The organism is Methylobacterium sp. 1973 (assembly GCF_040545035.1).
Classification (GTDB): domain Bacteria; phylum Pseudomonadota; class Alphaproteobacteria; order Rhizobiales; family Beijerinckiaceae; genus Methylobacterium; species Methylobacterium fujisawaense.
Map to the genome: position 1 here is coordinate 37,064 of NZ_JBEPLA010000013.1, position 12,631 is coordinate 49,694.

At 71.1% G+C, this 12,631-nt stretch carries 13 protein-coding genes; 3 read left to right on the top strand and 10 right to left on the bottom strand.

Annotation, left to right across the window (positions count from 1 at the left end; translation table 11 throughout):
- Positions 1-81 precede the first annotated feature (81 nt).
- Together glyA and ABIC70_RS22080 are read right to left on the bottom strand one after the other, a co-directional pair.
- The gene (gene glyA, locus ABIC70_RS22075; protein WP_043386430.1) at positions 82-1,386 is read right to left on the bottom strand and encodes a serine hydroxymethyltransferase; all 1,305 of its coding nucleotides are present in this window, start codon (positions 1,384-1,386) and stop codon (positions 82-84) included.
- 222 nt (positions 1,387-1,608) lie between these two features.
- On the bottom strand, positions 1,609-2,217 hold the full coding sequence (locus tag ABIC70_RS22080) for a hypothetical protein (protein WP_354441144.1): 609 nt from the start codon (positions 2,215-2,217) through the stop codon (positions 1,609-1,611).
- Between the two features lie 64 nt (positions 2,218-2,281).
- On the opposite strand from ABIC70_RS22080, the gene ABIC70_RS22085 reads away from it, so the two are divergent.
- Positions 2,282-2,641 (top strand): hypothetical protein, encoded by a 360-nt coding sequence (locus tag ABIC70_RS22085; protein WP_354441146.1) that lies wholly within the window; start codon positions 2,282-2,284, stop codon positions 2,639-2,641.
- A gap of 163 nt (positions 2,642-2,804) precedes the next feature.
- Here the strand turns inward: ABIC70_RS22085 and ABIC70_RS22090 are convergent, their stop codons facing one another.
- The 5 genes from ABIC70_RS22090 to ABIC70_RS22110 all read right to left on the bottom strand — a co-directional run bounded on the left by ABIC70_RS22090 (position 2,805) and on the right by ABIC70_RS22110 (position 9,264).
- Complete coding sequence (locus ABIC70_RS22090) at positions 2,805-3,122, bottom strand: cupin domain-containing protein (protein WP_043386424.1); 318 nt, start codon at positions 3,120-3,122, stop codon at positions 2,805-2,807.
- Positions 3,123-3,195: 73 nt separating this feature from the next.
- Positions 3,196-3,969 carry a DUF937 domain-containing protein gene (locus tag ABIC70_RS22095; protein ID WP_354441148.1) on the bottom strand — a complete coding sequence of 258 codons (774 nt, stop codon included), beginning with the start codon at positions 3,967-3,969 and terminating at the stop codon, positions 3,196-3,198.
- 108 nt (positions 3,970-4,077) lie between these two features.
- Positions 4,078-5,514: an MATE family efflux transporter gene (locus ABIC70_RS22100; RefSeq protein ID WP_354441150.1), complete on the bottom strand. Its 1,437-nt coding sequence runs from the start codon at positions 5,512-5,514 to the stop codon at positions 4,078-4,080.
- Positions 5,515-5,531: 17 nt separating this feature from the next.
- Positions 5,532-7,508 carry a monovalent cation:proton antiporter-2 (CPA2) family protein gene (locus tag ABIC70_RS22105; protein WP_043356576.1) on the bottom strand — a complete coding sequence of 659 codons (1,977 nt, stop codon included), beginning with the start codon at positions 7,506-7,508 and terminating at the stop codon, positions 5,532-5,534.
- Positions 7,509-7,644: 136 nt separating this feature from the next.
- Positions 7,645-9,264: a glucosamine inositolphosphorylceramide transferase family protein gene (locus ABIC70_RS22110; RefSeq protein WP_354441152.1), complete on the bottom strand. Its 1,620-nt coding sequence runs from the start codon at positions 9,262-9,264 to the stop codon at positions 7,645-7,647.
- Between the two features lie 359 nt (positions 9,265-9,623).
- On the opposite strand from ABIC70_RS22110, the gene ABIC70_RS22115 reads away from it, so the two are divergent.
- Positions 9,624-9,920 (top strand): hypothetical protein, encoded by a 297-nt coding sequence (locus tag ABIC70_RS22115; protein ID WP_354441154.1) that lies wholly within the window; start codon positions 9,624-9,626, stop codon positions 9,918-9,920.
- Positions 9,921-9,974: 54 nt separating this feature from the next.
- Here ABIC70_RS22115 and ABIC70_RS22120 read toward each other — a convergent pair whose 3' ends face one another.
- Positions 9,975-10,412 carry an RT0821/Lpp0805 family surface protein gene (locus ABIC70_RS22120; RefSeq protein WP_374701347.1) on the bottom strand — a complete coding sequence of 146 codons (438 nt, stop codon included), beginning with the start codon at positions 10,410-10,412 and terminating at the stop codon, positions 9,975-9,977.
- A gap of 146 nt (positions 10,413-10,558) precedes the next feature.
- On the opposite strand from ABIC70_RS22120, the gene pdxH reads away from it, so the two are divergent.
- Complete coding sequence (pdxH, locus tag ABIC70_RS22125) at positions 10,559-11,182, top strand: pyridoxamine 5'-phosphate oxidase (RefSeq protein ID WP_354441156.1); 624 nt, start codon at positions 10,559-10,561, stop codon at positions 11,180-11,182.
- 74 nt (positions 11,183-11,256) lie between these two features.
- Here pdxH and ABIC70_RS22130 read toward each other — a convergent pair whose 3' ends face one another.
- Together ABIC70_RS22130 and ABIC70_RS22135 are read right to left on the bottom strand one after the other, a co-directional pair.
- On the bottom strand, positions 11,257-11,949 hold the full coding sequence (locus tag ABIC70_RS22130; RefSeq protein ID WP_043386413.1) for a 50S ribosomal protein L25/general stress protein Ctc: 693 nt from the start codon (positions 11,947-11,949) through the stop codon (positions 11,257-11,259).
- 159 nt (positions 11,950-12,108) lie between these two features.
- Positions 12,109-12,525 carry a hypothetical protein gene (locus ABIC70_RS22135; RefSeq protein ID WP_187294380.1) on the bottom strand — a complete coding sequence of 139 codons (417 nt, stop codon included), beginning with the start codon at positions 12,523-12,525 and terminating at the stop codon, positions 12,109-12,111.
- Positions 12,526-12,631 lie beyond the last annotated feature (106 nt).

Consider the following 12,631-nt stretch of genomic DNA (forward strand, 5'->3'; position numbering starts at 1 on the left):
AAACGGCCGCGGACCGGTCGGATCCGCGGCCGTTTCCTAATCCACCGAAGGGCAGCCCGAAAGACCGGCCCCGCTCACGCCTCAGCCGTAGATCGGGAACCGGTCCGTGAGGGCATGGACGCGGCTCTTGACATCGGCCTCGACCGCGCTGTCGCCCGCCTCACCCTTGGCGGCGAGCCCGTCCAGCACCTCGACGATGAAGCCGCCGATCTGCTTGAACTCGGCGACGCCGAAGCCGCGGGACGTGCCGGCGGGGGTGCCGAGCCGGATGCCCGAGGTGATGGTCGGCTTCTGCGTGTCGAAGGGCACGCCGTTCTTGTTGCAGGTGATGTGCGCCCGCGACAGCGCGGCTTCCGCCGCCTTGCCGGTGAGGCCCTTCCGCTGCAGGTCGACCAGCATCAGGTGGTTGTCGGTGCCGCCCGAGGTGATGTCGTAGCCGCCCGAGATCAGCGTGTCGGCGAGCGCCTTGGCGTTCTCCACCACCTGGCGGGCGTAGATCTTGAACTCGGGCTTCAGCGCCTCGCCGAAGGCCACGGCCTTGCCGGCGATGACGTGCATCAGCGGGCCGCCCTGGATGCCCGGGAAGATCGCCGAGTTGAACTTCTTGGCCAGCGCCTCGTCGTTGGTCAGGATCATGCCGCCGCGCGGGCCGCGGAGCGTCTTGTGGGTCGTCGTGGTGGCGACATGGGCGTGCGGGAACGGCGACGGATGGACGCCGGCCGCAACGAGGCCCGCGAAATGGGCCATGTCGACCATGAAGTAGGCGCCCACCGAGTCGGCGATCTCGCGGAACTTGGCGAAGTCCCAGTGGCGCGGGTAGCCCGAGCCGCCGGCGATGATCACCTTCGGCTTATGCTCCTGCGCGAGCTGGGCGACCTGCTCCATGTCGATCCGCTGGTCCTCGCGGCGCACCGTGTAGGAGACCGGCTTGAACCACTTGCCCGAGACATTCGGCGGGGCGCCGTGCGTCAGGTGGCCGCCCGCGGCGAGGTCGAGGCCCAGGAAGGTGTCGCCGGGCTGCATCAGGGCCAGGAACACGCCCTGGTTGGCCTGGGAGCCCGAGTTCGGCTGCACGTTGGCGAAGCCGCAATCGAACAGGCGCTTGGCGCGCTCGATGGCGAGATCCTCGGCGATGTCCACGAACTGGCAGCCGCCGTAGTAGCGCCGGCCCGGATAGCCCTCCGCGTACTTGTTGGTCAGCACCGAGCCCTGCGCCTCCAGCACGGCGCGGGAGACGATGTTCTCCGAGGCGATCAGCTCGATCTCGTGCTGCTGACGGCCGAGCTCCTTGGCCACCGCCTCGGCGATCTCGGGATCGGTCTCCGTGAGGGGGGCGGCGAAGAAGCTGTTGGAGAAGTGCTTGTCGGCGGCGGTACCGGCGCTCATGGTCTGCCTCTGTTCTGGTAGGGGCGATGCCCGGCCTTTCGTCGGCGTGCACGGGCGGGCGTTCAAGGTGGGATTCCTACACGCGCCGACGGCTCAGGCCAAGCGCAGGCATTTTGCTCGCGCGCCAAGAATAATTTGCCGCAGGCCAGGCGCCTGCTCGGCCGGATGGGGCCGAAATGTTTTCCTAATTAAACCTGAGATCGCTTGATGGAAGGAAAATAATCATGGAATAAAACAGGAACAAGGACGGCGGGTTCTGGCGCGATGCGAGATCATGATCCCGATGTGCTCTGGGCGTATTCCCTCGCGGAGCTTCGCTTGAGCCGAGTCTTCGTTGCCCTTGAACTTCTGGACATCAAAGCTGGATTCAGACCGGATCAGCCACGGGGCCGCGATGGTCGGTGGTGCGGAGAGGGCGGGTCGCCCACCGTCGTTCGCAAGGACCGAACGGGTGATCCTCGGATCGATGCGAAGACCGATGAGATCCTCGATGTCCTGAAGGACATCGTCGCGAGCACCGAGCCGGGAGAGGGGTTCCTCTACGGGTTCCAGATCCACGCCAGCCTGGCGGCCCGCCTGTGCGCGCTGGATCTCCCCGGGATCGGCAGGCACGGTGTCGAGCAGAGCTTCGTCGCCGGCGACATCGTCCGCCACGGCCTGTCCGGCAGCAGACGCACGGATGTTCTTCTCCGGGATGGCCGGACCAGCGCAGCGCCGGTCCGGGCGATCTGGGACATCAAGACCGGCGAAACGGGTCTGTCGCCGCGCCGCATCCGTGCCCTGCGGGCCGGCGCAGGTGTCGACGACAGCGTCCCGGTCATCGAGATCCATCTGCTCCGCGGCATCTCCGTCACGAGCCGCATCTCTGTCGCCGTCACACTCGGGTCGTGCTCGCGTGAGTATGGAAGCGTACGCCCTGTGTCCGAGACCACTCGCCGGCGTATCGGATTGGCAGGCCGGCCTGGACGCCCTCGGTTTCGATCTGCAGCTTCGTGGAACGACGATTCCGCCGGCCTCGTCGGGGCATCTGCCGGCCGTGCGGCGCGGCCGGGCCTCGGGCTTCGAGTGCTCGATCGTGCCGTTCTCGGAATTGAAGGAAACCTATCCGGAGACCGACTTCGCCGGCTCCTGGCCATGCGTGTACGCGTTCTGGTTCGGCACCATCGCGCAATCCATCGGCGCCCTGATGGCGATCACGGCCTGCGTGACATCGGTCGGGGGCTCGCCTTCTTTCCCGAGGACGGTCGCTTGCTGACCGCCGATCAGGCCGTCCGGTACGCGCGCGAGACGGTGCCCGCGACTGAGGAACTGGAACGGCAACTCGGCCCCGGACCGGAATGATCCGTCCTCCTCCTCAGCGCTGAGCCTGAGCCGGCCGAGGAGTCCCGGCTGAACCAGCCACGCCCGCCGGACCTATGTCAGACCTGCGACGCGAGGTTCGTCTCGATCAAGACCGTCTCGGTCTCGAATTCGGCCGCGTGCCACGCCCCGGCCGGGAAGTGGAACACGCTGCCGGCCGAGAACGGCTTGCGACCCTGCTCGGTCTCCAGGACCCCGGAGCCCGCGAGCACCTGCACGAACTGCTCGTGGTCGTGACTGTGGGCCGGCGCCGAGATGCCCGCCGGCACCACCACGCGCACGAGGCTCGCACCCGCACCCGGGATCGCGCGCTTGGCGACGCCGTTCCCGGCGACGCTCTCCGTGCGATCGTCCCAGGCGGTCAAATGGTCGCTCATCGGCGGATCTCCTCGGCGACAGGTTGCCGCTTCGATCCGCGGGGTCAACGTCCGCCCGGGCCCTGTCCCTGCGTCAACCGGTCCCGCCGGACGGGCGACCGCGCCGGCCCTTGCCCGCCGCCGGATCGACGGGCGCCGGATCGGGACGTGCCGGGGTGCCGTCCGAGGACTGGGGCGTCGCGCTCCCGGAGGCAGGCCAGAAGGTCTCGAACAGCTCCTGCATCGCCCGGATGTTGTTGCCCTGAACCTCGGCCCCGGTGCGCATCATCTGCTGGAACACATCCGAGCCGGCTTCGCCTGCAGTTCCCTGCGACGGCTTCGCGGTCGGCTTGGCGGCCGGCTTCGGCGGCGGCGCCGGCGGCTGGACCGCGGGCATCATCGCCTTGGCCATCTCGGCCCAGGCCGGCCCGAACGGGAACGGAACGGGCGGCGGCGGGCTCGACCGCGCCTGCGCGGGCTCGGCCTGCGGCTGGTTCAGCATGACATGGACGATGCTCGCCACCACGGCCCCCGCCATCATCGGCAGCATCTGGCGCAGCACCTGCGCGCCGACGCCGCTCGTGGCCGAGGCCTGCCGCAGCACGGCCTGCATCAGCTGCGCCGAGCCGAACATCTGGCTGAGGGCCTCGAAGCCCTGCGGCGGCGCAGGCTTGGCGGCTTCCAGCCCGAACATCCGGGCGAAGCCGGTCGGGTCCACGCCGACGCTGCGCTGGAGCCCCAGGGTCAGGGCCGGCATCAGCGCCTCGAAGGCGCGGGCCGTCTGCTCAGTCGTCAGGCCGAATTGCTGGGCCATGGCCTGAAGGCCGGCCTCGCCCTGGGCCTGGAACATCTCGAGCGGGTTGAACATGACGCCTCGATCCTGCCCCGGCCGGGACAGGCCGAGACAGGGTATGGTGACCCGTCACGCGGGGAAATACCAGTTCTTCCCCGCGGAACTTGCGCCTTCTCCGCCGTCTCAGTGCAACGGCTCGGGATGGGCATGGCCCGGCGGCAGCGGCGCCGGCCTCTCCAGCACCGCCGCCGCAGCCTCGGGCTCACGCCCGCGCCGGCCGCTCCCTTCCAGGCGGTCCACCGTGCGGCGGGCCAGCAGGATGCCGAGGGCGCCGAAGACCAGGGATCCCACGCCCATCCCGGCGACCACGCCGCGGGGGCCGTAGAGCGCCGCCCCGAGCATCGCCGGGGGGACCGTGCCGAGGGTCGCGCGCCCCCAGTTCAGCAGCGTCGAGCGCAGGGGGAAGCCGAGATTGTTGAAGGCGGCGTTGCCGAGGAACAGCAGCCCGTTGAAGAACCAGATCGCGCCGCCGACGAGGCAGAAGAAGCTGAAGAGCTCGGCCGAGACCCCGTGCAGGCCGAACAGGCTGGCGAGCCATCCCCGGGTCAGCGCCAGGACGAACCAGACCACGGCGACATAGGCCAGCGTCACCCGGACCGCCGCGCGCAGCACGCCGCGCATCCGGTCGAACAGGCCCGCGCCCCAGTTCTGCGCCAGGATCGGGCCGATCGCCCCCGACAGGGCGAACAGGCCGCCGAAGGCCACCGGCGTCAGGCGGTCGATCACCGACGCGGCGGCGACCGCATCGGCCCCGTAGCCGGCGAACAGCCGTGCCAGGAACGCGCTCGCCACCGAGGGGGCGAGATTCGTGAGCACGGCCGGTCCCGCGACGCCGGCCAGGGCGGCGGCGTCGGCCGGCAGGTCGGACAGGTGCGGCCGGCGGAGGAGGCCGTGCCGGGCGACGCCGCGGACGCCCACCGCCACGAAGGTCGCGCGCGCGACGCAGACGGTGATCGCCGCGCCCGTGACGCCGAGGCCGGCCCCGAAGATCAGCAGCGGATCGAGCAGTGCGGTGACCACCGCTCCGGCCAGGGTGACCGACATCGCCTGCCTGGCTTCGCCCACCGCGCGCAGCAGGCCGGTGAACAGCATGCCGGCGGCGAGCAGCAGGTTCGACGGAAGGGTGATGTGGAGGAACAGGATCGCCACCCGCAGCGCCTCGCCCTTCGCGCCGATCAGGGCCAGGAGCGGGTCGGCGAGCAGCGCGATCAGCACCGCGATGAGGGCGGCCACGAGGCTGCCGAGGACCAGCGCGGAGGTCGCGAGGCGCCGCGCCGCCGCGCGGTCGCGCGCGCCGACGGCCTTCCCGACCAGGGCCCCGGCGGCGATCATCAGGCCGATATTCACCGCCGTGGCGAAGAACTGCACGATGCCGGCGAAGCCGACCGCCGCGGTGAGGTTCGGGTCGCCGAGCGTCGACACGTAGAGCAGCGACAAGAGGTCGACGACGAAGATCGCCATCAGCCCCACCGATCCGGTGGCGGCCATCACCACCACGTGCCGGAGGATCGAGCCGGTGACGAAGCGGCCCGCCTCCGCCGGGGGCGGCCCGTCGGACATGTCAGACATCCGGCCGGTCACGCATCCCGGGCGCTGCCTTCCGCTTCCAGCTCCGCCTCCGGATCGGCCTCGCCCTCGGCGGCGTCCGTCTCCTGCGGCGCCAGTGCGGGCTTCTCCAGCAGCCGCTCGGCCGCCTCGCGCCGGTCGCTGCCCACGAGGTCGCGGGTCTCGGTGCTGAGCGCCCGCGCCGGCCGGACCGGAATGGTCAGCGGCTCGGGCTTCAGACCCGCCGCGGCGCCGCGCATCCAGCCGGCGCCGTCCGGCAGGGCCCCGGCCTGCTGCAGGACGAGGCGGGCGATGTCGCGCTTGCGCACGTCGTCGGCCCGGGCCGAGGCGGCCTCCGGCGACAGGCCGAGCCCCTCCAGCGCCGACCGTCCGAAGGCGAGGGCGGATTCGGCGGTCTCGCGGATCTGGTAGTCGACGTCCCGGTTCATCAGCTCCACCGCGTGCAGGCGGTCGTAGGCGCGCACGAAGGTGCGCACGCTGGAGAACTCCTCGTGGACGATGTCGACGATCTTGAGGGCGCCCTCCCGGTCGTCGACGCAGATGCAGACCAGCTCGACCCGGCCGATCCCGGCGGCGCGGAGCACGTCGAGCCGGGTGCCGTCGCCGTAATAGATGCGGAAGCCGAAGCGCGAGGCGGCGCGCAGCTGCTCCACATCCTTGTCGATCACCGTGACGGGGATGCCCTCGGCCATCAGCACCTGGGTCAGCACCTGCCCGAAGCGGCCGAAGCCGATCACCAGCACCCTGGCGTCGCCGCTCTCGGTCAACTCGGTGGAGGGCGCCTCCAGCGCGCGGGTGCTGCGCGCGGTGCGCCGCTCGATCAGCTTGTCGAGCCCCTTGGCGGCGATCGGACCGATCAGCATGGTCAGCGCGGCGAGCGCCACCGCGAAGCGCGTCGCCGTGACCCCGGTGAGGCCGAGATCCTGGGCCTGGGGCAGCAGCACGAAGGCGAACTCGCCCGCGGGCGCCAGAACCGCCGCCCCCCGCAGGGCCCCCAGCGTGTCCGAGCCGAACAGCCGGAACAGGCCGGCCACGATGGCGACCTTGACCAGGATCGCCGCCAGGGTGGCGCCGAACAGGGCGGGCCAGACCTCCCGCACGAGGTTGCCGTCGATCGACATGCCGACGCTCATGAAGAACAGGCCGAGCAGCATGCCGCGGAACGGCTCGATATCGGCCTCCAGCTGGTGGCGGAAGTTCGACTCGGCCAGCAGGATGCCGGCGAGGAACGCGCCCATCGCCATCGACAGGCCGACCTGCTCCATGAGGAGCGCGGTGCCGAGCACCACCAGGAGCGCGGCGGCGGTCATCACCTCGCGGGCGCCGCTCGCGGCGAGCAGCCGGAAAAAGGGGTTCAGGCCGTAGCGGCCGACCAGCACCACCGCCAGGATCGCCGCGAGCGCCTTGCCGGTGGAGAGGGCCGCTTCCCCGAGCCAGGAGACGTCGGTCGCCTCCCCCGCCGAGGCCAGCAGGGGCATCAGCGCCAGGATGCCGACCACCGAGAGGTCCTGGAACAGCAGGACCGCGAAGGCGCGGCCGCCATAGGCGCTGGAGAGATCGCCCCGCTCCTCCAGGAGCTGCAGGGCCACCGCGGTGGCCGAGAGCGCCAGCGCGAGGCCGATCACCGCGGCGGCGCCCAAGCTGAGGCCCGCCAGGATTCCGGCGCCGCCGAGCACCAGCGCGCAGAGGACGAGCTGCGCGGTCCCGAGGCCGAAGATGTCGCGCCGCATCGAGACGAGCTGCGACAGGTGCAGTTCCAGGCCGACGATGAAGAGCAGCAGCACCACGCCGATCTCGGCGACGCTCGCCGCCGTCTCGGGCTCGGCGATCAGCGACAGGCCCGAGGGCCCGATCAGCACCCCGGCCACGAGATAGCCCAGCACGGCGCTCTGGCCGATCAGCCGGAAGATCGGCACGCCGATCACCGCCGCCGTGAGGAAGGTCAGGACCGGCGGCAGGAAGCTCGCATGTTCGACGGGGCTCGCCATGGTGATCGTCCCGGCGGTTCTACTTGATCGGCGCGGGTGGAGCCCCCCGCTTAGCGTGCGCGGGGCCGGGATGCGAGCCGTCCGCGGGTGCCGTTCGGCACCGACGGGTCCGCGCCGGGCGCGGCGCGGGCCGGGATCAGCCCAGGAGTCGCGTGCGGGCCCGGTGCGAGCCGTCGATGAACTCGAAGCCGCCGGCGGCGCTCAGCATGTGCAGGCGCGTGCCCGGCCAGGCCGCCCCGGGCCGCAGGCGCGTCTCGACCCGCTGCGCGTAGGCCTCCTCGTCGAGGCGCAGGATCCGGGCGAGGCCGAGCGCCGCGCCGTAGCCCTCGCGGCAATCCTGGACGGGCCGGATCAGGCCGCCGTCGCGCGCCACGATCGGGCCCGCGGCCCGGGCCGAGCCGATATCGATCAACACCGGGTTGTGCCGATGCGGGGTCCAGGGCCCGCGGAAATGCGGCGCGTGCCAGAGATGCAGGGTGTCGGAATAGCTGCCCCCGCCGGCCCGGACCGTGGCGAACATCCACCAGCGGCCGTTCTGCTGCAGCAGGGTCGCATCCCCGGCCACGACCCCGTCGAGGAGCACCGCCTCGTGGACCCATCCGCGCGGGAAGTCGGTGGCCCGGTAGAGGTCGATCGTGCCCGAGGCGTGGGATTCCGGGATCATCCAGACCTGCCCGTCCGCCTCGAACACGAACGGGTAGGAGAGATGGGTCTCGAGTTCGAGCACCGGCTCCGGACGGCCGCGGGGTCCGGTCTCCCCGAAGCCCACCGCGGCGATCACGCCCTTGCCGCGGCGATAGTCGAACTCCTCCACGAACAGGGTTACGGCGCCGTCCCGGGCGATCGCGAAGGGGTCGGCGTAGAAGCGCCGGCCGTCGTCGGGAAGGACCTGCCAGCCGCCCTCGGGATGCCGGCGCAGATCGATCAGGTCGGGGCCGACGATCCGGCGCCAGCCCACCCGCCAGTGCGGGCCGTGGAAGCAGAGGGCGTAGAGCCTGCGGGCGATCTGCCGGGCGAGCCCCCCGGCGGCCCGCCGCCGGGCGCCCAGGCCGCCGAGGTCGTAGGCGGTCGCGGGCTGCAGGGGCGCCCCGGCGCCGTCGGGAAGCTCCGTCGAGGCGGCGCCGTCGAGGGCGGCGAGGATCAGCGTGATGGTCCGCGCGAGGTAGCCCTCGAAGGCCGCGAGCATCACCGTATGCGATTCCGCGCCCAGGCGCCCCAAGGCCACCGGCTTGCCGTCCGGTCCACGCAGGGCCGCCACCGGGGCACCATGGGCGAACAGGGCCGCGAGCAGGCCGGCTTCGCCCGGCATCCCGTCATAGTCGAGCCGCCACGCCGGTGCCGATCCCGGTTCCGCAGGCGCGCTCGAGAGATCGAGGACGAGATCCTGGGCGCCGCTGCTGCGGAGCTCCTCGCCCGCGGGGCTCGCCTCGTAGGACGCGAGCGCCACCGGCTCGGCCGCCGTGGCCAGGCCCGGCCGGGGCAGGCCGTGGATGGTGGCCTCCAGCCGGAACAGGAGTTCCGCGTTCGGCGGCAGCCCCCCCGCGTGGTCGACCCATGCGACGCGGATCCGGTGGTCGGGCCGCTGCCCGAGCTGGTCGAGAAGGCGGATATGCCAGCCGCGCAGCGCCCGGCGGTCCAGTCGAACGGTGACGGTCCGGCTGCGGGGGAGCGTCCGCGAGGGCGAAGGCTCGGCCCGGGCGGGAGCCCGGCCGCCGGCCGCCGATGGCCGGTCCATGCCTCCGGTCGCCCGCTCCATCAGCCGGTCGGCCTCATGCCCCGCGTGCCGGCTTTCGTATCGACGTTCACGGCAGCCAGACCCGTTATGCGCCCGGCGGTGACCGCCGATACGGTCGCCGCGCAGGCTCGAATTCTGTTACGCCGCGCCACGATCAAGCACGGCCGGATCGATGTCTACCGGTTCAATCTTAACAGCGGAGACGATTTCTGGGCGGTGAACCGAAAAAATCGAAATTCAGGGCGTCGAATAGGCGGGTGTTGGCAGACGGTGATACAATGCCGTGAAGCCGCGGCGGTTCGCGCCAGAGTCCGCCTTTGAGGGAACCGCGCTTTCAGCTGGACCGTTCGCTTGGCAATGACATGGTGCGGAGACAGGACATGACGCGCAAGACGCTGACGGTGCCCCTCGCGGCGATGCTCCTCGCCGCCACTCCGGGGATGGCCTTTGCCTGGGGCGGCGGCGGTGGTGGCGGCGACAGCGGCAGCGGCCTCTCGCCCTACGCGGCGCTGAGCGGCAACGATCGTTCGGCCGGGGTCAACAACGGCAATTACCGCGACCCAGCCCTCGACCCCTACATCCGGACTTACGATCCGGAGGCCGCGGCCCGCTACGCCGCCCCGCCGGCGGCGCAGCCGCGGTTGCGCGTGCGGCCGTATTACGGCCACCCCTACTGAGAAACCTCGCCGGCTGAATGACTTGGCTGAGGCCGCCGGGCGCGGCGGCCTCGTTCAGGAGCGGCCGGCGCCGCTCGCGCTCCGGACGCGCTTCAGCGTCCATGGGCCGCCCGAGAGCTTGCAGCCGGTGCCGCGGACGAAGCGGCTGCGGGCCGGTCCGATCACCGAGGCCAGGAAGTTGCGGCAGATCAGGTCGTCCGAGACATAGGGCAGGCCGGTCGGGTTGACCGACCCGTGAAGCCCGGTCTCCGGATTGTCCCATTTCACGGGCCGCCCGTTGCCCTGCGGATCCAGGGCGACGCCCAGGGCGGCACGCGCCCGGCGCCAATCCTCCTCGGCGAGGTCGTCCCCGAAGCTCACAGGCCGCTTCTCGATGCTGCCGGTGACGGTGGGCTCCTCGACCACGCGCGGCGCCGCCGGGGGATCGCCCCGGAAGATCAGCAGAGGCTGGCTGCAGCCGCACAGGGCCATCGCCACCGACACGACCGACACGGACGCGCAGATGCGCGCCCGCCGGCTTGGCCCTTTACACGCGCATCGCCGCATTACACCTGACTCACGACGGGCTTTCCGCTCGACCGAACATGCCGATGTCGGTGCCCCCTCAGGCCCTTGACGCGGCAGGCAGGAGTCTTGGCGTGGATCAGTTAAGGACCGATGACCCGAAGAGCGCGGACTTCACACTGAGCGACGACCCCTTCGGGCTGTTCGCTTCCTGGATGAAGGACGCGGAGGCGGCCGAACCCGAGGACCCGAACGCGATGGCGCTCGCCACCGCCGGGTCGGACGGGCTGCCGGACGTGCGGATGGTGCTGCTGAAGGGCTTCGACGCCCGCGGCTTCGTCTTCTACACCAACACGCAATCCACCAAGGGAGAGGAGCTGGCCCAGAACCCGCAAGCCGCCCTGGTGCTGCACTGGAAGAGCCTGCGTCGGCAGGTGCGGGCCCGGGGCCCGATCACGCCAGTGACGGCCGAGGAGGCGGATGCCTATTTCCAGAGCCGCCGCCGCGAGAGCCGGCTCGGCGCCATCGCCAGCCAGCAATCACGCCCACTCGCCGATCGCGCCACGCTGATGAGCGCCGTGGCGGACCTCTCCGAGCGCTACGGCGAAGGGCCGATCCCCCGGCCGGAGCACTGGACCGGCTTCCGCATCGCGCCGGTCACCCTCGAATTCTGGCAGAACGGCGATTTCCGCCTGCACGACCGGGTCCGCTTCGCCCGGACCGGCGACGGCTGGAGCCGCGCGCGGCTCTATCCCTGACCGCCCGCCCGCCCGAACGAAGAGAGCCCCGGCAGGGCCGGGGCTCTCGAGAGTGCGGAGCAGTGCGACGAGGCTCAGGCCTCCTCGCCGTCCTTCTTCTCGTCCTCGGAGGTCTCGGCCTCGGCTTCGGCCTTCTCCTCGGCGGCCTCGGCCGACTGCGCCTCGGCGATGGCGGCCTCCTCGGCCTCCACCTCGGCGCCCAGCACGGTCGGCGGCACGATGTTGGCAACCGGATCGGTCGCCTCACCGGTGTAGGTGCCGGCCGGGATCTTGATGTCGGAGACGTGGATCACGTCGCCGATCGCGCGGCCGGTCAGGTCGACCTCGATCGCGTCCGGGATCTGATCCGGGGCGACGTCGAGGGCGAGCGTGTGGGCCACGATGTTGAGGGTGCCGCCGAGCTTCTTGATGCCGGGGGCCGCGTCCTCGTTGACGAAGTGCACCGGCACCTCGACGGTGACGGTCTGGCCCGAGACGACGCGCAGGAAGTCGACGTGCAGCGGCACGCCGGAGACCGGGTCGAGCTGGAAGTCGCGCGGGATCGCGCGGATCTTCTTGCCGCCAGCGTTGATCTCGAACAGCGTCGTCTTGAAGCCGCCCGCGTAGATCAGGGTGCGGGTGCGGATGAGATCGACCGCGATGGATTGCGGCGGCTGGCCACCGCCGTAGATGACGGCGGGAATCTGGCCCTGGCGACGAACGGCCCGGGCGGCCCCCTTGCCGACCCGGTCGCGTGCCACGGCCTCAAGCGTCTTGACTGCGCTCATGGCGTGATCCTTACGAATTGCTGGAGCCGGAACGCGAAAAGGCCGCCCTGTGCGGACGGCCAAGCCCTTCCCGACGCGCCCCTGCCTCCAAGGGTGTCTCGGGGGCGCGGGCTGCGCATACACGGATGGGGGTGGGTTGGCAATGTTGCGGTGGAGCCCCTACGCGGCCGCGAGGCCGCGGCGGAGGATGATGCCGATCGCCTCATCCCGGGTGGGACGCTCCGGCTCGGACAGGCGCCACGCATCGATCGCGTTCAGCACATCCACAGGGATGGAAGCCGCGTCGACCGGCTGGGGGGCGCCAACCCTCACACCGAAGCGGCTCAATGCGAAAGGCGATTCACCCTCGGCGGTCAGGTATAGGGTGGTCGCGACCTTTTCTCCGCTCGCCAAGCGATCGACGATGTCGTGCGCCTCGTGCAAGTCCAGGCCGAATGCCATCAGGGCCTTCACGAGGTCGACGGGCTGATCGTTCGAGGCCGAAATCTGAAGCACGAGTTCAACGGGGATACCGGAAGGGTGGTGGCCGGCGCCCCCGTTTCGGTCCCGCTCCTGTCGTTCGAGCGCCTCCTTCAATGACGACCGCATCGACTTCAGCCTCTCTCAGGATCTCCGCGCCGATCGCGTTCAGCCCCGCTCGCCCAAGGGCACCCTTGTGCAGCCCCTGGATGTGGGCGCGACG

Coding starts and splice junctions, on each gene's coding strand:
- glyA (WP_043386430.1), bottom strand. CDS start 1,386: ATGAGCGCCGGTACCGCCGCCGACAAGCACTTCTCCAACAGCTTCTTC.
- ABIC70_RS22080 (WP_354441144.1), bottom strand. CDS start 2,217: ATGGATCTCGATGACCGGGACGCTGTCGTCGACACCTGCGCCGGCCCG.
- ABIC70_RS22090 (WP_043386424.1), bottom strand. CDS start 3,122: ATGAGCGACCATTTGACCGCCTGGGACGATCGCACGGAGAGCGTCGCC.
- ABIC70_RS22095 (WP_354441148.1), bottom strand. CDS start 3,969: ATGTTCAACCCGCTCGAGATGTTCCAGGCCCAGGGCGAGGCCGGCCTT.
- ABIC70_RS22100 (WP_354441150.1), bottom strand. CDS start 5,514: ATGTCCGACGGGCCGCCCCCGGCGGAGGCGGGCCGCTTCGTCACCGGC.
- ABIC70_RS22105 (WP_043356576.1), bottom strand. CDS start 7,508: ATGGCGAGCCCCGTCGAACATGCGAGCTTCCTGCCGCCGGTCCTGACC.
- ABIC70_RS22110 (WP_354441152.1), bottom strand. CDS start 9,264: ATGGAGCGGGCGACCGGAGGCATGGACCGGCCATCGGCGGCCGGCGGC.
- ABIC70_RS22115 (WP_354441154.1), top strand. CDS start 9,624: ATGACGCGCAAGACGCTGACGGTGCCCCTCGCGGCGATGCTCCTCGCC.
- ABIC70_RS22130 (WP_043386413.1), bottom strand. CDS start 11,949: ATGAGCGCAGTCAAGACGCTTGAGGCCGTGGCACGCGACCGGGTCGGC.